This is a genomic window from Nostoc sp., assembly GCF_036917415.1.
GTDB lineage: Bacteria > Cyanobacteriota > Cyanobacteriia > Cyanobacteriales > Nostocaceae > Nostoc.
This window is the reverse complement of the sequence record NZ_JBALDJ010000125.1, coordinates 14,955-36,486: the sequence shown is the minus strand read 5'-3', so window position 1 is coordinate 36,486 and position 21,532 is coordinate 14,955. Positions and strand designations below refer to the sequence as shown.

General features: G+C 40.2%; 17 protein-coding genes, 1 pseudogene and 2 riboswitches. Of the genes and pseudogenes, 10 read left to right on the top strand and 8 right to left on the bottom strand.

Annotation, left to right across the window (positions count from 1 at the left end; translation table 11 throughout):
- Positions 1 to 73: 73 nt before the first annotated feature.
- From V7K41_RS30950 to V7K41_RS30920, 7 genes are all read right to left on the bottom strand, one after another.
- The gene (locus tag V7K41_RS30950; RefSeq protein ID WP_334854331.1) at positions 74 to 325 is read right to left on the bottom strand and encodes an acyl carrier protein; all 252 of its coding nucleotides are present in this window, start codon (positions 323 to 325) and stop codon (positions 74 to 76) included.
- Between the two features lie 19 nt (positions 326 to 344).
- On the bottom strand, positions 345 to 1,241 hold the full coding sequence (locus tag V7K41_RS30945; protein ID WP_334854330.1) for a 3-hydroxyacyl-CoA dehydrogenase family protein: 897 nt from the start codon (positions 1,239 to 1,241) through the stop codon (positions 345 to 347).
- Between the two features lie 26 nt (positions 1,242 to 1,267).
- Positions 1,268 to 2,671: an acyltransferase domain-containing protein gene (locus V7K41_RS30940; protein ID WP_334854329.1), complete on the bottom strand. Its 1,404-nt coding sequence runs from the start codon at positions 2,669 to 2,671 to the stop codon at positions 1,268 to 1,270.
- A gap of 256 nt (positions 2,672 to 2,927) precedes the next feature.
- On the bottom strand, positions 2,928 to 4,922 hold the full coding sequence (locus V7K41_RS30935; protein ID WP_334854328.1) for a carbamoyltransferase family protein: 1,995 nt from the start codon (positions 4,920 to 4,922) through the stop codon (positions 2,928 to 2,930).
- A gap of 124 nt (positions 4,923 to 5,046) precedes the next feature.
- Positions 5,047 to 10,365 (bottom strand): amino acid adenylation domain-containing protein, encoded by a 5,319-nt coding sequence (locus tag V7K41_RS30930; protein WP_334854327.1) that lies wholly within the window; start codon positions 10,363 to 10,365, stop codon positions 5,047 to 5,049.
- A gap of 493 nt (positions 10,366 to 10,858) precedes the next feature.
- Positions 10,859 to 11,851, bottom strand: coding sequence for a DUF3102 domain-containing protein (locus V7K41_RS30925; protein WP_334854326.1), 993 nt, complete (start codon positions 11,849 to 11,851; stop codon positions 10,859 to 10,861).
- Between the two features lie 281 nt (positions 11,852 to 12,132).
- Positions 12,133 to 12,348, bottom strand: a complete 216-nt coding sequence (locus tag V7K41_RS30920; protein WP_334854325.1) for a hypothetical protein — start codon at positions 12,346 to 12,348, stop codon at positions 12,133 to 12,135.
- 364 nt (positions 12,349 to 12,712) lie between these two features.
- On the opposite strand from V7K41_RS30920, the gene V7K41_RS30915 reads away from it, so the two are divergent.
- The 6 genes from V7K41_RS30915 to V7K41_RS33070 all read left to right on the top strand — a co-directional run bounded on the left by V7K41_RS30915 (position 12,713) and on the right by V7K41_RS33070 (position 15,907).
- Entirely contained in the window at positions 12,713 to 13,459 is a 747-nt protein-coding gene (locus tag V7K41_RS30915) for a VOC family protein (protein ID WP_334854324.1), read from the top strand.
- Between the two features lie 52 nt (positions 13,460 to 13,511).
- Positions 13,512 to 13,847, top strand: a complete 336-nt coding sequence (locus tag V7K41_RS30910) for a hypothetical protein (RefSeq protein ID WP_334854323.1) — start codon at positions 13,512 to 13,514, stop codon at positions 13,845 to 13,847.
- 15 nt (positions 13,848 to 13,862) lie between these two features.
- Positions 13,863 to 14,189 carry an MbtH domain protein gene (locus V7K41_RS30905; RefSeq protein WP_334854322.1) on the top strand — a complete coding sequence of 109 codons (327 nt, stop codon included), beginning with the start codon at positions 13,863 to 13,865 and terminating at the stop codon, positions 14,187 to 14,189.
- Positions 14,190 to 14,802: 613 nt separating this feature from the next.
- On the top strand, positions 14,803 to 15,030 hold the full coding sequence (locus V7K41_RS30900) for an MbtH family protein (protein WP_334854321.1): 228 nt from the start codon (positions 14,803 to 14,805) through the stop codon (positions 15,028 to 15,030).
- Positions 15,031 to 15,310: 280 nt separating this feature from the next.
- The gene (locus V7K41_RS30895) at positions 15,311 to 15,517 is read left to right on the top strand and encodes a thioesterase II family protein (protein ID WP_442943317.1); all 207 of its coding nucleotides are present in this window, start codon (positions 15,311 to 15,313) and stop codon (positions 15,515 to 15,517) included.
- A gap of 99 nt (positions 15,518 to 15,616) precedes the next feature.
- The gene (locus tag V7K41_RS33070; RefSeq protein ID WP_442943316.1) at positions 15,617 to 15,907 is read left to right on the top strand and encodes a thioesterase II family protein; all 291 of its coding nucleotides are present in this window, start codon (positions 15,617 to 15,619) and stop codon (positions 15,905 to 15,907) included.
- A 336-nt stretch (positions 15,908 to 16,243) separates the two neighbouring features.
- On the opposite strand, the gene V7K41_RS30885 is transcribed toward V7K41_RS33070, so the two are convergent.
- Positions 16,244 to 16,912 (bottom strand): Rpn family recombination-promoting nuclease/putative transposase, encoded by a 669-nt coding sequence (locus V7K41_RS30885; RefSeq protein WP_334854320.1) that lies wholly within the window; start codon positions 16,910 to 16,912, stop codon positions 16,244 to 16,246.
- A gap of 235 nt (positions 16,913 to 17,147) precedes the next feature.
- Positions 17,148 to 17,290, top strand: a riboswitch (cobalamin riboswitch).
- A 692-nt stretch (positions 17,291 to 17,982) separates the two neighbouring features.
- On the opposite strand from V7K41_RS30885, the gene cobW reads away from it, so the two are divergent.
- The 4 genes and pseudogenes from cobW to V7K41_RS30865 all read left to right on the top strand — a co-directional run.
- Entirely contained in the window at positions 17,983 to 19,041 is a 1,059-nt protein-coding gene (gene cobW / locus V7K41_RS30880; protein ID WP_334854319.1) for a cobalamin biosynthesis protein CobW, read from the top strand.
- Positions 19,025 to 19,489 carry a hypothetical protein gene (locus V7K41_RS30875; RefSeq protein ID WP_334854318.1) on the top strand — a complete coding sequence of 155 codons (465 nt, stop codon included), beginning with the start codon at positions 19,025 to 19,027 and terminating at the stop codon, positions 19,487 to 19,489. The genes cobW and V7K41_RS30875 overlap by 17 nt, the downstream gene beginning before the upstream one ends.
- 18 nt (positions 19,490 to 19,507) lie before the next feature.
- Entirely contained in the window at positions 19,508 to 20,368 is an 861-nt protein-coding gene (locus tag V7K41_RS30870) for a class I SAM-dependent DNA methyltransferase (protein ID WP_334854317.1), read from the top strand.
- 119 nt (positions 20,369 to 20,487) lie between these two features.
- Positions 20,488 to 21,003: pseudogene (locus V7K41_RS30865) on the top strand (serine hydrolase); the annotation flags it as partial.
- A 243-nt stretch (positions 21,004 to 21,246) separates the two neighbouring features.
- Positions 21,247 to 21,397: riboswitch (cobalamin riboswitch) on the top strand.
- The last annotated feature ends 135 nt before the right edge of the window (positions 21,398 to 21,532 follow it).

Genomic DNA, 21,532 nt, shown 5'->3' with positions numbered 1-21,532 from the left:
CATTTTTAGCTTTTGTAACTGGAAGTTTTGCCCTGCTTTATGACTATTGCCATAATGAATGTCGGTCGATCATTCATTTATGAATTATTACAGCAGTCTTACGCTCAACTAAATTAGTAATAGAGTTAATTGTCCGAAAATTTTCAAACTCCAAGTCTTCATTTTCAATAACAATCTGGAACTCTTGTTCTACGAATAAAACAAGTTGCATGGCAAACATAGAGTTGACAAAACCTAGAGCAAAAATGTCTTCATCTTTCTGTAAGTCATGATTGCCGAAAAATTTGGAAAGAAAAGTTTTGATTTTAACTTGAATTTCGTTCATTATTTTTAATTCTTCCTATCTATTGATAGATATAAAACCCTTTACCACTTTTTCTACCATGTAATCCTGCATCTACCATTTTTTTGAGCAAAGAGCATGGTCTATACTTACTATCGTTAAAGTTTTCGTACAAAACTTCGATAGAAAATAAAATTGTATCTAGCCCAATCAAATCTGCTGTTTCTAAAGGTCCCATTTTGTGACCGAAACAGCTTTTAAAGATTTTGTCTATATCTTCTGCTGTAGCAACTTGATCTTGCAACAGAAAAACAGCTTCATTAATAGTTAACATCAACACGCGATTGGAAACAAAACCCGGTGAATCATTGACAAGGACACATTCTTTACCCATCTGAGCCAGTATTTTTTTTGCTGTCTCAATTGTTAGCTCAGAGGTATGATACCCGCGAATCATCTCTACCATTGGCTTCATTGGTACAGGATTCATAAAGTGGATACCAATCACTTTATCGGCACGTTTGGTGACTGAAGCAATGCGAGTAATGGGAATTGCTGATGTGTTAGCAGCGAATACGCAATCTGCTGGACAAATAGAATCTAGTAAAGAGTATACCTGCTTTTTAATATCCCATTTTTCGGTGACATTTTCAACTACGAAATCTGCATTTTCTAGAATTTTATAGTTTGTCGAAAATTCTATTTTTTCAATGACCCCATCTGAATTTTCTTGGCGATGCCTTTGGCTGGCTTCTCTACGAGAGGCTACGCCAACGTCTACGCCTTTTTTGAAAAAACCCTGAAAACGGATATTATTCCTAATTTCATGTTTAGCTTTATCCAGAATATCTTCAGAAATATCTACTAGGATAACTTGATGATCTGTTTGAGCGAGGTTTTGTGCAACCCCTATTCCCATCACTCCTGCACCAACAACACCTACTGTTTGAATATTCATGACTTCAACTCATCTCCACTTGAATATTAAAGATATGCAGGTAAAGCAATAGAATGACGAGACTCGTGAGCATAAAATCCCGCCCAATCTATTTGCACTCCTGCTAACCAAAGCCTACCCAATGTTTTCAGTAAGAATGCTAAGTCTGGTTTCCTATCGTAGGAATATCTGAGAGAGGGTAAGATAATCTGATTGACTGCTGGATTATTTTGTATACATTGAAGCGCAAAGCTACCTAGAGTCTGTCCAGGGCCTACTTCCAATAAAATTGGATACTGTTGTTTCCACAACTCTTGTATACCCGGAGCAAATAACACGGGTTGACACAGATGCTTAACCCAATAATCGGGATTTGTGGCTGATGCTGCCGTTATCCAAGTTCCTGTGACGTTAGATATATAAGGAATTTTTGGCGGTTGGAGGTTAAATGTTGTTACCAACTCACGTAAGTTAGAGCTAGCACTCTCCATCATGTGAGAGTGAAAAGCATGAGAAGTTTCCAGACGGCGACAAGCTAAACCTTTTTTAGTTAACTGTTGTTCTAAAACTTCTATAGCATTGATTTCACCTGCGATTACACCCATAGATGGCCCATTGACCGCAGAAAGTGAGAGTTTGTCATTGAGTAGGGGGGATATCTCTGTTTGCGAAAGTGGAACTGCAAGCATTGCTCCACTTGGCAACTTTTGAATCATTTGCGCTCTTGCAGCAATCAGTGTTAAACCCTCGTCTAAAGATAAAACCTCTGCCAAAGTCGCTGCTACATATTCACCTATGCTATAGCCTATCATTGCCACAGGACGAATTCCCCAGGATATCAATAACTGTCCTAAGGCATATTCAATGACAAAAATAGCTGGTTGAGCGAGGTGAGTTTGATTGAGTAAAGATGTTGCAGTTACCATCTTTGCGTCCCCTGATGTTTGGCTGCGACCTAACATTTTTCGCAAGTCCAGACCTTGAGAATTCTCTTGAAGTGACTGCTGGTCTTGTTGAGAAGCTCTGTTTGGATAGATTACATCTCGCAAATCTTGACCGAGAAGGGGTTTAAGAAATTCACAACAGTAGTCAACTGAGGCGCGAAACACAGGTTCAACTTGGTAAAGTTCCCAAGCCATGTTGACGTAATGAGTACCAAGCCCAGGAAACATAAAAGCTATAGAACGTTCTTTTGTTTCTTGGATGTTGGTAAGTACCCGCTTGGGATCTGCAAGTGCAACTAGAGCATCTTCTATATCCCGACAAATAACCGTCCGCCGATGCTTAAAAGCCTGTTGTTCGCGTTGCAATTTATGAGCAACATCCGCAAGGTTAAAGTCACGATGCTGTCTCAAGTAATCTGCAAGGTTTACAGTTGCAGTTTTTAGTTCTGAGTCAGTCTGAGCAGAAAGTACTAATAACTGCCAAGGGCGAGAAGGACTAGTAAGCATTTTTGACAAATTCCCAAATTGTTACTTTCTCTTAGTGAAAATTATTTCTTGATTTCCTGAGCAATAATTGTTTTATTTGATGATTTGCTGCTTTTTTTTAGATGCGTTGGCGCAGCCTCTCCAAAGGAGAATCGCACATGGTTTGCCAACAGATTTTTCTCTGATCTTTTGACTAACTCTAAGATTACCTATCTTCTGGCTTCGCGTTTTTTAATAGGTATTCTTCAAAAGAGAAGTGATTAAGGATGCTATTCATTTATGGTCGGAGAATAATTAAGTTTTGCGACCACAATTCTATAAGTTCATGAATTATGTCTTTCGCTTTTCCTTCTTCTGCTTCACCATATTTATTGAGAAGGCTTTCTATCGTCTTCTCACTATTCGCTAACTTCAAAACATCAAAGACTTCTGCTGATACCTCTCGCTGAAATGCATGATTATAGCTATTCTTAATATAGAACAAATTGTCAAGCTTTCCCTCGAAATTAAATTTCTTAACCTCATGTAATGAAATATGAAGCGGAAGAAAAAGTCTCAGAGACATATAATGCCACCATGATACATCTTTCTTTCTCAGCAGATAATCTCCCACAACAGTATAGTCTAGTTCTGTAGTTAAAAAACAAACTACGGCATCTTCAACAGAATCTACAATTGGTTCAACATTATTGTTGAATGAAGTATTAAGCAAAATTGGAATACCTGTCAATTGTTTAAATGAGTTAATTAAATCCCAATATTTTTTATTTGTTTTTTGTGATACCGTTTGGATTCTAGCTGTTCCATCAATATGAGTGATTGCTCCTAAACTTTGACGTTTATCCTCTTGAACATTAACTACAAATATCATGAATGGGAAGTGTTTTTGATTATGTGGAACTTCAAAGAATTCATCCACATCCTCTTCTAAAACAGACGGAGCAAAAGGTCTGTAGCCTTCCCGCTTCTTAATCATTTTGTTAATACGAGTTTTATTTTCTTCTGGGCGGGGATCTCCAAGAATACTTCTGTTACCCAAAGCTCTTGGCCCAAATTCAGAACGACCTTGAACCCATCCTACAACAGAACCACTTGCTAATAACTTTGCTGTTTGTTCGGGAACATTATCCAATTTCTCGAAGGCAATAAAATCTTGCCATTGCATCAATTGGTTTACAACATCAGAAGAATTTCCGATATCTGTTCCCCAGTAAGTATGCTCAAGCTGAGAAGGCTTTTGAGCCATTGGATTGGCCTGATAATAGGCATATAAAGCAGCTCCTAAAGCACAGCCAGCATCATGAGCCGCAGGCTGAACAAATATATTTTCAAACATCCCAGAGCGCAATATTTTACCATTCAGAGTACAATTATGAGCTACTCCCCCTGCCAGACAAAGGTTTTTATGCTTTGTTTCTTGTTTTTGATGTTTAATTACATGAAAAACTATATCTTCTAGGGTTTCTTGAAGTGATGCAGCTATATCCTTATGAGTTTGTGTGAAAGGTTCTCCTTTTCGACGCGGTATCCCTAAATCAAAAAGTGAAATTAACCTCTCTTCGTAAATTTCATAATCTCCGTTAGGAAGTAACGTGTAAAATGTTTGAAATAAATCTTTATATTTTTCTGGGTTCCCATAAGGAGCTAACCCCATCACTTTATATTCATCAAATTGGCTATACCCCAAAAAAGATATTACATTAGTATAGAAACCACCAAGAGATTTAGGGATAGGAATATCGGCTATTTGCTCAAGCATTGTTCCCTTGCCTTCAAAAATCATGCCAGAGCTGTTATCCCCCGAACCGTCAAATGTGGTAATCAGGCTGCTGTCATAACCAGATAAGGCAAAAGCACTCATTGCGTGTGCATAGTGATGATGAACAAAACAGAATTTTTCTGGATCTATTTCATAGCCTAATCCTCTGCACAAAAGATTTTGAAACAATACTCTTGGCTCAATTGTTGTTAACTGAGGATAATTCAAAAAAAGTAGTTTTAGCCAAATCTCAGAGTATTCAATTGAACTGTAAAATGCAATTAAGTCTACGTCTTGTAGTTGTATACCATGAGTCTTTAAGCAAAAACGAAATGATTCTAAAGGAAACTTATTGGTATGCTTGATTCGATTGAGCCTTTCTTCTTCAATCGCACAGACAACTTTTCCATCTTCAATCAAAACACACGCTGCGTCGTGAAGCCAAACATCATCATATCCACGTCGTTCCTCGGAAATAAGCTCAAGTCCTCCAGTAAACCCTAAAACTAGCATTATATCTACCTCTATATATGAAATTAATTACCTTCAATTTTCTCGATCGCTGCCAAAATAGTAGCGATATATTCATGCTAAATATCATTATCAGAATCAGCTCAAAAATAATTTAATTTTGATTTTAGATTGCTTCATGAATACTTTTTTGTTTTTGACGTATTCTGATTTGTTTTTGAGCGCGGCCACGTATCATTTCAAAAGCTAATTTATCCTCTGTTGTTTGACTTAAATACTGCGCCAGTGAATGAATAGTCGGATTTTGAAACAGAGTAACAACTGATATATCTCGCTGCAAAATAGCCCTCAATTTATGATTAACCTGAAACATCAGTAGCGAATGCCCACCTAAATCAAAAAAGTTATCATAAATGCCCACTTTATCGAGACGCAGCACCTCTTGCCAAAGCTTTGCTATCTGCTGTTCCATTTCCGACTTGGGTATTTCATAACTAGTCGTCAATGTTGGACGCAAGACTTCTGGTACAGGTAAAGCACGACGGTCTACTTTTCCGTTAGGCAAAAGTGGTAAGGTGTCTAGGAAGATAAAAACACCAGGAACCATATATTCAGGTAACAGTTCTTTGAGATAGCTTCGTAGTTCACTAATTGTAGGTGTTTGGTCTGGTAAAAGAACAATATAAGCCACCAATTGTTGAACACGTGGTTTATCTTCTCGCGCCAAAACTACAATTTCCCGCATTGCTGGATGTTTGAGCAATGCATTCTCAATTTCACCTAACTCAATCCGAAATCCTCTAATCTTGACCTGACGATCAATTCGCCCCAAGTACTCTAAATTTCCATCTGCTAAATAACGAGCTAAATCTCCAGTTTTATATAGCCGTGATTCAAGTTTATCATTGAGGGGGTTAGATATAAACCGTTCCTTTGTTAACTCTGGTCGGTTTAAATAGCCTCTAGCTAAACCAGCACCACCAATATAAATTTCACCTGGGACACCAATTGGTACTGGTTGCAACTTAGTATCAAGCAGATAAATTTGTGTATTGCCAATGGGACGACCGATAGTTACGTTGCTATCTCTATTTACTTGAGAAAATGTGGAATAGGTTGTATCTTCAGAGGGTCCGTAAAGATTCAAAACCTTCTGAATCCGCTCATTTTGATAAATCTGCTGCACAAGTTGATTTTGCAGTGGTTCACCAGCAAGATTAACCGTCCTGACTGAAGGAGGTAAACCATCTATTTGTAGTAATTCTGCAATGATGCTTGGGACTGTATTAACCAAGCTTACCTTAGCAACCAACGAGGGTAAGTGCAAAGCATTCTCTACGAGAATCACTCTACCACCCCAACTGAGGGGAACAAACAGTTCAAATACTGACAAATCAAAGCAAATAGAGGTTGATGCTAAAACTCCAGCAAGGTCATCATCTGTAAAAACCTCTCTTGACCATGTTAATAAAGCAACACAACTTTGATGTTCTATAGCAACACCTTTTGGTACACCAGTAGAACCAGAAGTATAGATAACATAAGCTAGGTCATTGGGTTTTACTTCACTAAACAGATTTTCTCTACTCTGTCGGCTAAGTAATTGTGAATCTCTATCAATACAAACAACATACACATTCGATTTAGCAAACAATTCAACTAGATGGCTTTGAGTCAGCAGTACCTTAGACTGACTATCTTCTAGCATGAAAGTTAAGCGTTCCTGGGGATAGGCTGGGTCTAGTGGTACGTAAGCCCCGCCCACTTTTAAAATAGCCAACAATGCAATCAGCATTTCTGGGCTGCGCTTCATGCATACACCTACAATTACTTCTGGCTTCACCCCTAGTTTTTGTAAGTAGTGTGCTAGTTGATTTGCTCGGTTGTTTAACTCCTGGTAGGTTAATTCTTGGTTTTCAAATATGACAGCAATATCAGATGGTGTTTTTTCTACCTGTGCTTCAAACAGTTGATGAATGCACTTATCTTGTGGGTAGTCTGTCTTGGTATCATTCCACTCAACTAATAATTGCTCTAGTTCAGATGATGTAAGTAATTGCAAGTCTGAAATGCGTTGTTGGGGATCGCTAACTATGCTTTCTAGCACAGTCTTGAAGTGTCCCAGCATCCGAGTAACGGTATCTGCATTAAATAAATCCATGTTGTATTCGCAAGTTGCAACCAACCCTTGCTCGGAATCCTCCATAAACAATGTCAAATCAAACTTAGATGTCCCGTTGTAGCCCTGTTCATAAGTAACTGATACATCTGATAGGCTTAGACTGGGTTTTGGCACATTCTGGAGAACGAACATCACTTGAAATAGTGGATTGTAACTCAAGTCTCTATTTGGCTTTAGTTCTTCTACTAACTTCTCAAAAGGTAAGTCTTGATGAACATAAGCTTCTAAAGCTGTAGACTTCACTCGTGCTAGTAACTCCTGAAAACTTAGGTCGCCAGATAGGTCTGTACGCAGTACTAAAACATTGACAAAAAATCCTATTAATGAGTCAACTTCTGCTCTGTTGCGATTGGCGATTGGCGAACCGACTAAAATATCAGTCTGACCTGTATAGCGATACAGCAAGGTTTTAAAGGCTGTAAGCAAGGTCATAAACAGAGTTACTCCCGAATGACGGCTCAAATTCTTTAGCTCTTTTGTCAGAGTTTGGGAAAGAATTAATTTCGCTTGAGCGCCTGTGAAGGTTTGAACTGGCGATCGCACACGGTCTGTTGATAAATTCAGTACAGGTAGCTCACCCTGCAATTTTTGTTTCCAATAAGCCAATAAAGGTTGAATACGCTCGCCATCAAGCCATTTTCGTTGCCAATTGACAAAATCTCCATATTGAATAGTTAATTTAGGAAGTGGTGTTTGCGTAGCGTCTCGCAGAGAAAGTTTGTCTGTTGACAATGCATCATATAGTGCAGCTAGTTCTTTAATCAGAATACCAATAGACCAACCATCTGCAATTATATGATGCAGAGTCACCAGCAATTGATAGTTTTTATCATTTAATTGTAAAATTTTACTACGCAAAAGTGATTGAGCAGATAAGTCAAATGGCTGCTGTGCGAATTCTATAGCCAAACGTTGGGCTTCTTGGGTACGCTCATTTTCTGATAGTACACGTAAATCTTCAACCGCTAAAGTTAAAGGTACAGCTTGATTGATAACTTGAATGGGTTGTCCATCTGACACTGTAAAGCTTGTACGTAAGACTTCGTGTCGTCTAATAATCTCGTTAAGACTATCTTCTAAGGCTGTTAAGTTAATACAACCTTTGAAGTTAATAACTATAGGAATATTATATGTAGGAATATCGGGAGTTAGCTGATTGATAAACCATAATCCCTGCTGGGCAAAGGATAGAGGATAAATGGATGTGTTTTTCTCTTGTTGAGTAAGGGATATTGAGCGTATTGCGTCTGTTGTCATTTGAGCAAGGATCTTTGTAGCTAGCGATCGCCCACTCATCCCTTCAAAAAAATCTGCTACCGATACTTCTACTTCTAAATCAAGCTCAATCCGGTTTTTCAACTCAAATACTTTTAAGGAATCAAGTCCCAGCGTGCTTAATGGTTCTTCGGGATTAATATCATCTGTTGCAATTGAAAGTACTCGCCCCAAGAGTTCAATCAGATATGATTCTAAAACTGGTTGACACTCCCTTGGGGAAAGTGCCAACAGTTCAGAACGCTGTAATTGAGTTTCGTTTCTCGCAATATCATTAATTTTGAGAATGTCACTTTCAACTATATTCAGTTCACCATTTTGCAACTGAGTGCGAGTTGCACGACGTTGAATCTTACCGCTAGAAGTTTTAGGTATACTACCTGGTTTAATTAAAACTACACCATAAACTTGTACTTCATGTTCTTGGGCGATCGCTTGCCGAATTCCACTAGCTACTTCTGCTAAATTTGGCTTGGCGCGAAACTCTAATTCTTGTACAACTACTAACCTTTCTTCGTTATTAACCTCTACTGTAAATGCTGCATTAGCACCGGAACGTAAGGATGGATGGCTGCGTTCTGTGGTTAATTCGATATCTTGCGGGTAAAGATTACGACCGCGAATAATAATTAAATCTTTTGCTCTACCTGTAATGAAAAGCTCACCATTGTCCAAAAAGCCTAAGTCACCAGTCCGTAAAAACGGTCCCTCTTTTGTGTCTTTCAGATAGGCGTGGAATGTTTGCTCTGTTTCTTCTGTTCGATTCCAGTAACCTTGACCTACACTGAAGCCAGATACCCAGAGTTCCCCAACTTCATCTGATGAACAGCGAGTTAGTGTTTCAGGATTAACAATGACAATCTGTTGTTGAGGAATAGTTTGACCGCAACTGACAAAGCTTTGGATATCTTGACTCTGGGTAGTTGCTTCAACTATCTGGTTCTGTGAAAGTGCAGATTTCTCTACAGTTCTTACTTGGGCTAAGGCTGTTTTGATTCCACCAGAAACTATCAAAGTTGCTTCCGCCATGCCGTAACAGGGGTAGAATGCTTTTGGACGAAAGCCACACTCTGCAAAGGTGGTTGCAAATAGTTCAAGAGTATCTTGCCGGACTGGTTCAGCACCATTAAACGCAACACTCCAACTACTTAAGTCGAGAGTTTCTTTTTGTTCTTGAGTAATCCTTTGAATACATTGTTCATAAGCAAAGTTGGGGCCACCACTCGTTGTGCCTTTGTAGCGCGAAATCGCTTCCAACCAGCGATAAGGTCGTTGTAGAAAAGATGCTGGCGACATTAAGATGCAATCAAACCCGCCATACAAAGGTTGTAAAATCCCACCAATCAACCCCATATCATGGTAAACAGGTAGCCAGGATACAAACTTGCTGCTAGGCGAATGTTCCATGAGTTGGTAAGTTACATCGGCATTGTGCAGCAGATTGCCATGACTGAGCATGACTCCCTTTGGTGTGCCTGTAGAACCTGATGTGTATTGCAGAAAGGCTAGGGTATCCTCATTGATTGCAGGTTGTTGCCAAGAATCTTCTAGACCCTGTGCTATGTTGTCAGTTGTCAGCCAGTGAAAATTCCCCTGTTTTGTTAGGAGTGTGAGTATTGATTGTAATCTGGGAAGCATTGCTGTCGTGGTGAGAGCAACGCTTGCCTGTGCATCTATGCTAATAGCTTGTATTCTAGGCGTTTTACGTTGATTGGAAGGTGGATAAGCTGGAACCGCCACTACCCCAGCATATAGACAACCAAAAAATGCTGTTAGGTAATCCAATCCTGGAGGATATAGTAATATGGCACGTTCCCCACTCAAACCAAGAGCTTGCAGTTGAGTTGCTACAGCCCGACTGCGCCGATCCAATTCATGGTAGGTCAGCGTTAATTCCTGAGTCTCTCCATCTTCAAGGAAAGTGAACGCTTGTGTGTGCGGCATCTTGAAACTGCGATCGCGCAGAATATCAACGATAGTTACACACTGAGGGAGAATTTCTTGGAATTTATTGAAAAATTGAGTCATTATTATGCCTCACGTAATCAGATGCACGCAAACAATAGTGGCAAAATTAATCTCACACTCACTCCTTACTGAACAAGGCTTTTAGTCAGTTTTTGTGGGTATCTTAAGTTATAAAAATCTACTTACATACAGCAAACACAAACAGTGACAACTCTTTATCGCTCAAAGTGCTGCTTTTACAGAATTATTTAGTTCAATTGGGAAAACTCTTGAACAGACCTGAATGCTGGCTTAGGGAAGACAGGGCGAAATTAGTAACTCAGTCATGCAAACTTATATATTGCTAGTAATTTTCATTTAGACTTTCTTACATTACTAGAGATTGTGGCATTTTGCAATCTTGTAATTAATAGCGAATAATTATCAATAATTTAAATATGTGTCATTTTAGACTATTATCAAAATATTCTATGACTTTTGATAGATGTCAACGGCTGGAAACATTCTGGCGCTTTCAATGACCTGATTTTAGCTGAAGATGAAATTCTGTAGTCTAAGGATAGTCCAATGGCTCAGATTTTAATCGGGACTGTGCGATCGCCTGACGACAACGGTCAAAACTAGGATCTCCCGCAAATACTCGCCTATTTAGCTGATGAGCGATTTCGATCATATCCCTACTTGGTAGCCAGGGAAAAATCACTATATTCCCAGATGCCGAAAACATCTTGATTAGCTGTTCAATCAGCTGCTCCTTTAAATCTGATTCGGGAAAGATAATCACACTCTTCGCCCGTTCAACTAACCAATCGTGATCCCAGTCATCGGAGGTAATGGCAATAGCAAGCGTAGCAAAGGGTATGCGTTCGATAAATTGTGGTGAAGCTGTATCGCCACAGAACAGAAAATGTTGCTTTTCCAGTAAAAACCAACCCGAATGGATTTCATCAGGATTCACAACAACAAGCGAAACTGAGGTAGCTTTTGCTACATTAACTTCTGAAGCTGGTGTTTCAGCTTTAACTACCTGCTTCGGAATTATAGTCACAATTTCTGGTTTAGAAGTAAGTGATTGCTGTGGCTCAAACGACGCAGGAGCAGAGACAGACTTCGATTTTTCCGACTCAATTACTTGACGAATACTTTTATGAGTTATGGTTTGGCCTTCATGAGCACGTTGTAGAAATTCCTCGCGGACGTTTTGTGGAGTTGATGGTGCTGCCAAAAGGTAGAGCGCAGACGTGGCAATATCTATTTGTGCAAAATTTGCACGTTCAGCCAATGTTTCATAAACGTTAATAAAATTGTAAGCTGTCCGTCGGCTCCAACCAAACTCAGCTTTGAGCCAAGTCTCAAACTGTCCGTGTTTGAGGCGAGAACGCACGTCAGCCAGCTTCTGACCAATTTCCCAAATATCCTGTGCTGAACGTCGTAAACGCTCTTTAATTTCTCCAGTTCGTTGCTGAACAACAATTCGCTGTTCAGAATCCAAAATTTCATAGTCGAAGCCAGTGACTACTTCGCTCTGTTTTTTTAACTTGCTCACAATTTATCTAAACTATTTTCTACACAAAATTTATCATAGTCAATTATGAATTGATTATTATCCGTGGAAAGTTAAATTTAAATATTTTTTATCAATACGTCTAAATGAAATAAATTTCTTGAAAGCGCCATAACGTACAAGATGCAGAGGTATACGGCACAGAGGAAAGATTTACTGCCACCTCTGCTCCCCATTCCTTTTGTGGACGTAGTTTTTTATACAATAATAATCATCACGCTCAAGAAGGAGAAGGAAGTACAGTAGCTTGATATTTTCTCAAGTTAATGATAATCTTTATTATTAAGTAAATTCAGCAGCTCAAAAAGTTTTTCAAAGGTCTTACCAGCCCTTGATTTGGGATTGGTAATACAATCCTCTAAAATCACCTTAGAATCTACCTGTTGGCTAACTTTGTTATGGATTGACTGACGAGCGATCGCATATTGCGGGTGCTTTGCGCCATCGCAACCACTGATGATTACCAGTTTCCCAAACATTGGCGCAAACCTTGATTCTTTTTTTAGTTTGCAAAACTTTTGGATTTAGTGAACTGACTTTATTGACAATGACAAAAAATAAAACCTAGCTTCTAATACCAAAATTATGTATAGTTCGACTTAAGTAATATTCCTAACTAGTGGCACAACACCTGTGGGATCGGTAATCTATTACACTTCCAACAACTCCACTTGTTTTAGTACGGGTAAGTAAAGTTTACCCAAAGTAGTCTCTAAGTTATAAGTCTTAGAGACTAAGAGTTAACTTTCCACACACGAGTTCCTGAGCAACGCAAATCTCTTTATCTAGCTAGAGTCTAGATTTGAGTCCAGCAAAAAAAATCAAAGCCTCGTATTAGTTGCTATGCAAACAACGTCACCCCAGGTAAGCGTGGATGATTTTTTTCTAGAGGTAGATCACATTTTTGTCTGTACGACCAAAGACGCTGAAAGTATTTCAGTTCTTCAAGAACTTGGTCTTCACTGCTCTAATCAGGCGGTGCAACATTTCAAACAAGGAACAGCCTCAAAAATAATTTTTTTTGAGAATACCTATCTTGAGTTAATTTGGATAGAAGATAAACATTTAGTGGAACAGCAGTCTGTACACACAGGCGTTCATACGCTAAGTCGTCTTCATGGGCAGCATACAAGAGCATCACCCTTTGGTGTCGGTCTACGTAGGAAGTTTAATCATGGCAACTTGCGATCCCATTCAAATTTATACTGGTCTGAGTGGATGCGATGCCTACGGCGGGCTACGCCTACGCAGATGTCTATTAGTTTTGCAGCAGAAAATCTTGTGAATCAGGAAGAACCTTTTTGCTTTATGATTCCTGACAGTATTGCTCTGACAGCTTGGCTTGATCCCTCATTAACAGCGCATCAGAAGTTAATTTCTCATCCCTTGGGTGTAAAAAAACTAACGAGCGTAAAAATCACAATTAATAGCGACAAACATTTGACTGATGCTATGTCTCTGCTTAAGACACATAGTGCTGTCGCTATTGAACGAGGTGAATCTCCACTACTAGAGTTGACCTTTGACGAGGGTATCAGAGAAAAAAATTTCGATGCACGACCAATTCTGCCAATTTTGTTGAAATATTAAAACATAGCCTGATAACATCACTAGCGAAAAGAATGTGAACTGAGGTATTACTATGGCAACAATGGGAAAGTATTGCAAAGCTTGCTCTTTGAAAAAATTACGTGAGTTCAGTCAGTGGACTGAGTGTGCTGAAAATACAAAGAGAGAAAACAAATCAGTTGAGGGTAAGGAAGTCGAAACTAATAGACAGTTAACTGATGATGACTTTCTTTACCTACAAGAAAATTACGTAGTGACTGATGGGATTTTCAAGGATGAGAATATTATTTTTGACAATATAACTTCCGAATGGAAGGAGTTTTGCCACAAAACCTTAGCATTTGAGATTCCAGTCTACGAGCCTGTACTTGTACAAGCATCAACAAATCAAAACAAAAGTGATTCTTAAGAGGGAGACATCTGTATGAATGAATTAGTGCAACGTTTGTCATCCGGGGAACATTCTGTTGAAGCAAGCTTACGACCCGAAAAAACAGCTATAGCACTGAAAGAAAGTATTGACCGAGGGTACGTACATATCAAATTCACAAATACTAGCGGAGGTACTGATTTAGGCGTCAGACTCGACCCAGAAGCATCTAATTTGCAAGAAGCTGACTTTGAGCATCAAACAGGGAGGGTTCATCTGGTTGGAAACTTAACACTGAATTACGTAAAAGTTCGATGTATTACAGATATTGAACTGGCAAGTTTAGAAGGTAAGGGACACCTTGAACCAGTGGAATCGTGAGATTTCCCCGTGCAAATTATTAACGGGACTTAGACTAATAGACATTGGGGTAAATAAACCACCCATTTGAAATGCCTGAAACCCTTGTCCAAACTTAATTACGTAGTTTCCTTCTCGCCTTCATGCGAGTATTAGGAATTACAGGCAGTTAGTACTAGTAGTCTGCCAAGTGTAATTATGACAGGTTAAACGAGTTAGTAGTAAGCACTTTATTGCTTACAGCAGTTTTCATGTATTTGAACCACATCTGTCATAAGGGCACAGCATTGCTCATACGTGTCAACTTCAGCCGAAAACTATATCAGACAGGCGTTTTGTAAATCTCTCACGCCCTCATCCCCTAACCCCTTCTCCCTTGGGAGAAGGGGTTAGGGGATGAGGGTTCCCCTCTCTCTTGGGAGAGGGGCTGGGGGTGAGGGCAAAATGTTTTCACCAAGCGGGTTTAGCGTTAAGTTGACACCAATGAGCAATGCTGTGCCCCTACCGCGTGGTCTATTTACCTGAAAATAGCTGTAAACGACGGCTAGAGCAACCGGCTACTAACTTATTGTAGTGAAGTACTGGATTATCAAATCTTAGAAAGCATAGCCAATTAAATAGAAGGAGACAAATTATGTACCAAGACGACAAAGAAGACACAACAATTTACAAAGTTGTAGTCAATCATGAAGAACAGTATTCGATTTGGCCTGCTGACCGAGAAAACGCACTCGGCTGGAAGGATGCTGGCAAAAGTGGTTTGAAACAAGAATGTCTAGATTACATCAAAGAAGTTTGGACTGATATGAGACCACTTAGTCTTCGTAAGAAAATGGAAGAAGCTGCTGGGGGTAAGTTATAACGCATTTGATTTTTCGTAAAGGTTGTCCAAGCTCAAGAGTCAAAGATAAAAAAACTCTGGACTCTTGAGCGAAGCAACGTACTTCTACGGGGATCTTGCTAGCAATAGCGTCTTGTAGAAAGCATCTTCATTCTGATTCCTGGATTCTAAATTCTTCTTCAAGGGTCTTGTCGGAAAAAGAATAAATGACTTGTGACAGTCTTCTCCTGTGGTCGCCACTGTGCGTAGCTTGCTTCCCCGGAGGGGTACACGGAAAAAAGTGCAATTTCGACATGAAAATATGACAACCACACAAACATTTAACTCTTGGCTAAAATATACCAAACCTAATCCTCAGGCTTCAGTGCGTTTATTCTGCTTCCCGTATGCAGGTGGTAGTTCTATAATTTTTCGCACATGGGCTGAGAGTCTACCTAAAACTGTCGAAGTTTGCTCTATTGAACTTCCTGGACGAGGAACCCAGATGAAGTCATATCATGTTCGGTAAAAGACTTATCATTAAGAGTGCAGGGGGCAGGGAGCAGGGGGCAGAGGGAAAGAGGGTTTTAAGATTTTTGCATAGATGCCTGGAATAATAACTAATCAAATGGACATGATATCAGCCCCATTTTCGCGGCTAAAACCTCTTGTGGGTGCGATCGCCCAAGCGTTGACAAGAAATCAGTTTGCTCCCGCCTTGCTTCCACATTTAAATAAGCCATTCGCCTTCTTTGGTCACAGCATGGGAGCGATCGTTAGTTTTGAGCTAGCCCGTTTACTCCGCAAACAGTACGGTCTTGAACCAGTACATATGTTTGTTTCCGGCCGCCGCGCTCCACAAATTCCCGATCCAGATTCACCTATCCATGCTCTAAATGAGCCTGAGTTCATAGAATAACTACGCCGTCTCAATGGTACTCCCGAAGCACTGCTGGAAAATGCCGAATTAATGCAACTTCTTGTCCCAATTCTAAGAGCAGACTTTGAAGTTCTAGAAACTTATGTCTATAGCAGTCCTAAATCATTTGTGAAAATAAATTAACCGCAGAGGCGCAGAGAACGCAGAGAGAGGAATCGGAGATTTTCACGACTCATTTAGGATTGCTATATGCTACCGAGTCACTACTTGATTGTCCTATTACTGCTTTTGGTGGCTTACAGGATCAAGAGGCTAATTGCAATGAACTTCAAGCTTGGCGGAAGCAGACAAATGCTGCATTCTCACTACAAATGTTCAAGGGCGATCATTTCTTTTTACACTCAGCCCAATCACTCTTGCTACAGTCACTTTCTCAAGAACTACGGCAAATTGCTGTTGAAGTTGTTGGACTTCTTCAATTGATAACCCTGTTACACGAGCAACGATCTCAATCGGTAAGCCTTCCCTTAGTGAATTATTGACAATTTCTTTTTGCTTTCTTGTTTCTGCTCTTGCCTCTGCCTCTTCCTGAAAAGACCGATAAATGACTGATTCCTCCATAATGTCCCTCCGTACTAAGCTAGAAATCACCTCTTCTTCTAATCTTAACCCAGCCAGAATTGCCGAAGCCGCCATCAGATTTGCCTGTGTCGTTGCGTCTTCAATCCGATCTACAATCTCAGTTGCTTGGCGTAATGTCTCTGCTGGATTTGCAGTCTGTCCCAATGTAGCAAAGGGCAATAGTCCAGGATATTGCAAAAAGAGTGAGGCAGGTTGCTCCCACAATCGAATAACATCAAATTCATGGCGTGTGCGTTCCATTGTGAAACTCGTTTGATAAACCAACTCTGAGCTAGTCTGCTTTAGGTAAATCACGACTTGCCGCATTGGTTTGGTTGGATCTTTGCGGTAAATTCGCACGCGGTAATCCAAAATACGGAATGGAATATTGTTCTTGGGAAGTGTTTGAAACTCGATATGCAAAACAGATTCGTCCGATTCCAGCAAAATTAGGGCAACATCGGAAACATATTATCCACTCGCAACACTTCACCACTGTACTGGTCGAGATAAGGGACTTCCAATTAAAAAAATAATCAATCGCTGTGTAGGCAGGGGAGCAGGGGGCAGAGGGAAAAGAAACTTGCATGATAAATGCGCTCAAAATCATCGCTTTTAAAATTAATCGACTTTTTACGCAAGCAAATCACAGTGTGTTACTATGCAAATGGATCTCGGTTCTAGTGGGGAACAGCCACTAGAGGAAACGGGGAAAGTCCGGTGTAAACCCGGCGCTGTCCCGCAGCTGTAATCAAGGCTTGCCTTGTGAGTCAGAATGCCCGCCGAATAATTAACTTCTGCTTCAATCTACGAGGTTATAGATGAATGCCACTATCCACTATAAATATTTTCACAATCGATCGGTTCTATTTCTTCATAGCGCCAAAGATGCATTTCAGGTTACGGCTTGCTAGAAGACAATAGACGCTTAATTTACGGTAAAAATTGCGCCTATTGGTGTAATTTTTCTAGGCACAATTGTCTGTAGTATTGGGTGATTTGACCGAAGAAGGCAGAGGGCAGTTCTTGCTGGAGGCAGGAGGAAAGAATTTATTTTCCCTCTGCAAGCGAGGGTTTCAGAGCAAGTAAATTTATTTATGAAAAAAGGTAAAAAATGTATTTCAGTGAGTAGGCGCAAAAAAATACAGCGCTCAATTGTTAAATCCCCTAAATTTATTTATGGGGATTCCCTCCAGCAAGAACTGCCTTCTCTTCGAGACGCTACGCGAACGTCCTCCTGCCTCCTTAAACACTCATTGCCCCAGGTAAAAATTAGTCAGTCTTTTTCGCAAAGGACATCAAGAGTGATTTGGTAATGGCTAATTTTTTTATAATCTGAACCCTTATTGGTCAGTTATTTTTAATAGTTTGCAAGAGATATACTGCACAGTCAGCAAAATTGGATTTCAACGCTGGCATCCTGTGTGATATCTGCGGTTTGAACTACTTCCTACACATCGCAAAATTAACGCTCAACAAACAACATACTTTATATGCAAAAAATTCCCGTCACAGTGATTACAGGATTTCTAGGTGCAGGCAAAACGACGTTAATTCGCCATTTACTGCAAAACAATCAGGGACGACGCATTGCTGTTTTAGTAAATGAATTTGGAGAAATCGGAATTGATGGCGAACTTTTGCGTGACTGCCGAATTTGTGACGATGAAGAAGACTCCAACAGTAATATTGTTGAACTCACCAACGGTTGCCTGTGCTGTACGGTGCAAGAAGAATTTCTCCCAGCGATGCAAGAATTACTTCAGCGACGCGCCAGCCTTGACTGTATGTTAATTGAAACCTCTGGACTAGCACTACCAAAACCATTGGTACAAGCATTTCGCTGGCCGGAAATTCGCACAGGCGCGACAGTAGACAGCGTAATTACTGTGGTGGACTGTGAAGCCTTAGCAACTAATCAATATGTAGGCGATTTAGCAGCCCTCTTAGCACAAAGACAAGCTGACTCTAGCATAGAACACGAAACACCGATTGAGGAACTGTTTGAAGATCAGCTTGCTTGTGCTGACTTGGTGTTGCTGACTAAAAGCGATCGCGTTGATTTCCCAACGCAAGTTAGGGTGCAGAAGTGGCTAAAGCAGAACTTGTCCCCTGGTGTAAAAGTCATTCCTTGTCAGGACGGTAAAATCAGTGGCGATTTGTTACTCGGTTTCAACGCTGCGGTAGAAGACAACTTGGATAGTCGTCCCAGTCACCACGACAACGAAGCCGAACACGAACATGATGAAGGGATTAATTCAGTACAACTACTGCTAAACCAGGCATTTGAGCCGACTGTCTTAGTCAAACGCTTGCAAACATTGGTGCAACAGCAAGAAATTTATCGAATTAAGGGATTTGTAGCAGTTCCAAACAAAGCCATGCGTCTAGTATTACAGGGAGTTGGTAATCGATTTGACTACTTTTATGACCGGACTTGGCAACCCCAAGAACCCCGTCAAACACGATTAGTATTAATTGGACGAGAGCTTGAGCAGGTTCACATTGAGTCAATTGTGTTGGGGGAGGAAGTCAATGCGACCATCCAATAGTGTTTGGCAAGGAAATTTCGGCTACTGGCAAAACAGCTTTATTCATAATAATCTGCTCGTAATCGGTTACACAGGATGGAAAGGATTTCAGTCATTTGGGCGGGGAGTTGTCATTTGTGATGTGGATACTAAAGTTGCTCACTCGACAATTACAAGTGTTGATACAGTTCCCTTCACCCTCCAATTTCTCCCCTCCGATCTGATTAGGTTTTACTTAAGATCGTTTCAGGATGGCGGATTTATATCACAATCAATCTGTTCATCCATGATTTCATCAATTTTCCCTGCGATCGCAACATACAATCCCCATCAAGATATTCTTCTGGTGCTAAAGGCTGAACCTCAGATTGAGGTTAATTTTTTACACCAACTAAAAATTACTCCACCCGATTGCTACGAACAAGTTTGCAAGCGTTGGTCAGAATTTAAACCAAGCCTAATACCCTAAAACTTACTTTAGTCCTCAATGCTCAAGCCAAAATCAAGCAATATTCCCAAAGCAACTCGCTACCAAAATGCAGCGATAGATTATTACATGGGACTCACAAATTCCTCCTATCTCCATTACGGGTATTGGGAACCACTACCTACTGTGGGTGAAGAATTAACTCTAACTCGCCTGCGTGTAGCGCAAGCTGCATATACAGCCAAACTTTTGAGTTTTATCCCCTCTGGGATAAAAACTGTGCTTGACGTAGGCTGTGGGATTGGAGGTAACGCAGCATATTTGTGCTCACGCGGTTTCAGTGTTGAGGGATTAGCACCCGACGCACTCCAGCAAGAGAGATTTTTTCAAAATACCAATGGTCAAGTACCTTTCTATTTAACGAGATTTGAAGATTTTCACTCCTCAAATTCCTACGACCTAATCTTATTTAGCGAAAGCAGCCAGTATATTGCTGCTCTTGATTTAGCTCAAGGTGCGGCTCGTTTACTGGATAGTGGTGGCTACCTGCTGCTTGCAGACATGATGCGTTTCGATGCCGAATACCAAGAAGGTATTTTTTCTAATTGTCATGTCGCCAGTGAACTACAGGCGGCTTTAGTGCAGGCTGGATTCAAGTTAATTAAGACTGAGGACATCTCCACTCAAGTTGCACCAACAATTGACTTGTGTGTTGATAACTTCCGTACTTTTGGGCTGACAACGGTCAAATATATTGCTGATGTTGTGGCGATCGCACTTCCACCATTATACTCACTCGGTCGTTGGGCATTTAAGCGCTGGCTGGAAAAGTTGGTTGTCGAGGGGTTAGCAGCACGCGCAATTTTTGAGAGCCATTTATGTTATTCCATCCAACTCTGGCAGTTATCAAAAGGAGATTAATCAAGAAGACCCTTTAAATTGTCAACGTCAAAACTGTAATAGAAATGCTCATCTGGCGACTTTCAATCGCCTTTTTATGGCAAAAGCCGATAATCTTCAGCCTGATAATCAAAAACTAAACTGTGCTGCAAACTATAAACAAAATGATTAGTATTAGCGATAATACCGCCACAAACATGATTATTGACCGTTTGGGTGGTAAGGCAAAATTAAATCAGCGGTTTCACAGTTGGGGATTGAAAAATACTGTAATTCGTCATTTACTGGGAGATTTCAAGGGAACAAATACGACCAGTCCCGCCGACTTAGTAAAATTGTCAGCATTGATTCAGTATCATAAGTTAATTTCAGATGTAAGTCGCTCCCAGGCTTTAGACATTTTAAATCATTGTCATAACAAAAAGTTGCTGGCAGCTGGTTTGGGTTCGGGAGCAGTAATTGCTCATAAAACAGGGGATATTGGGTTTGTTATTGGGGATGCAGGTATTATTGAGATGCCCAATGGCAAGCGTTACTTAGCAGGGATTTTTGTGAGAAGACCTTACAATGACACCAGAGGTAGGGATTTTGTTCGTCAAGTTTCTCAGTTGGTATATACATACTTAGACCAACCAAAATTAACTCAGTTACCTTAATAAATGTCGATTAAACGAAATGCAAAACTTCTATTTTGTAGCCTCCACAAAAATACGTTAGGAACGTCAGATACCTGACAAAATTAAATCTACAATGTCCGCAAAGTCCCCTTTACTAACAGTTAGGGGATTGACTTTATCCGTGTTCACTGTAATACTAAGTATAATTCCATATTCAGTAAGCGATCTAGAGAATTAAAATTGTTACTAATCGAAATTTACATGCAGACAATAACTATGGTAATGTGACACATAACTGTCGGTTCTGATGGGGAGCAGCCATCAGGCGCAAGGGGGAAAGTTCGGTGTAAATCCGGCGCTGTCCCGCAGCTGTAATGAGACAAAGATAACGTAGTCTCAAAGTCAGAATACCCGCCGACTCACTCTAGACACAAAACATTTATCTGCGAGGCACAGATGATACATTTGCTTAAAGAATTTCATGGGTACAAATATCGTTTTAAGACAGTACCCTCTGCAAGTTTTACTAATTCGCTTCGCTGTTAGTAACGACACTCAATTTTAGATA

Bases quoted from the DNA above. Each gene is read 5' to 3' on its own strand.
- V7K41_RS30930 (WP_334854327.1), bottom strand. From the start codon at position 10,365: ATGACTCAATTTTTCAATAAATTCCAAGAAATTCTCCCTCAGTGTGTA.
- V7K41_RS30900 (WP_334854321.1), top strand. From the start codon at position 14,803: ATGTACCAAGACGACAAAGAAGACACAACAATTTACAAAGTTGTAGTC.
- cobW (WP_334854319.1), top strand. From the start codon at position 17,983: ATGCAAAAAATTCCCGTCACAGTGATTACAGGATTTCTAGGTGCAGGC.
- V7K41_RS30945 (WP_334854330.1), bottom strand. From the start codon at position 1,241: ATGAATATTCAAACAGTAGGTGTTGTTGGTGCAGGAGTGATGGGAATA.
- V7K41_RS30870 (WP_334854317.1), top strand. From the start codon at position 19,508: ATGCTCAAGCCAAAATCAAGCAATATTCCCAAAGCAACTCGCTACCAA.
- V7K41_RS30895 (WP_442943317.1), top strand. From the start codon at position 15,311: ATGACAACCACACAAACATTTAACTCTTGGCTAAAATATACCAAACCT.
- V7K41_RS30915 (WP_334854324.1), top strand. From the start codon at position 12,713: ATGCAAACAACGTCACCCCAGGTAAGCGTGGATGATTTTTTTCTAGAG.
- V7K41_RS30940 (WP_334854329.1), bottom strand. From the start codon at position 2,671: ATGCTTACTAGTCCTTCTCGCCCTTGGCAGTTATTAGTACTTTCTGCT.
- V7K41_RS30910 (WP_334854323.1), top strand. From the start codon at position 13,512: ATGGCAACAATGGGAAAGTATTGCAAAGCTTGCTCTTTGAAAAAATTA.
- V7K41_RS30920 (WP_334854325.1), bottom strand. From the start codon at position 12,348: ATGTTTGGGAAACTGGTAATCATCAGTGGTTGCGATGGCGCAAAGCAC.
- V7K41_RS30935 (WP_334854328.1), bottom strand. From the start codon at position 4,922: ATGCTAGTTTTAGGGTTTACTGGAGGACTTGAGCTTATTTCCGAGGAA.
- V7K41_RS33070 (WP_442943316.1), top strand. From the start codon at position 15,617: ATGGACATGATATCAGCCCCATTTTCGCGGCTAAAACCTCTTGTGGGT.
- V7K41_RS30905 (WP_334854322.1), top strand. From the start codon at position 13,863: ATGAATGAATTAGTGCAACGTTTGTCATCCGGGGAACATTCTGTTGAA.
- V7K41_RS30950 (WP_334854331.1), bottom strand. From the start codon at position 325: ATGAACGAAATTCAAGTTAAAATCAAAACTTTTCTTTCCAAATTTTTC.
- V7K41_RS30875 (WP_334854318.1), top strand. From the start codon at position 19,025: ATGCGACCATCCAATAGTGTTTGGCAAGGAAATTTCGGCTACTGGCAA.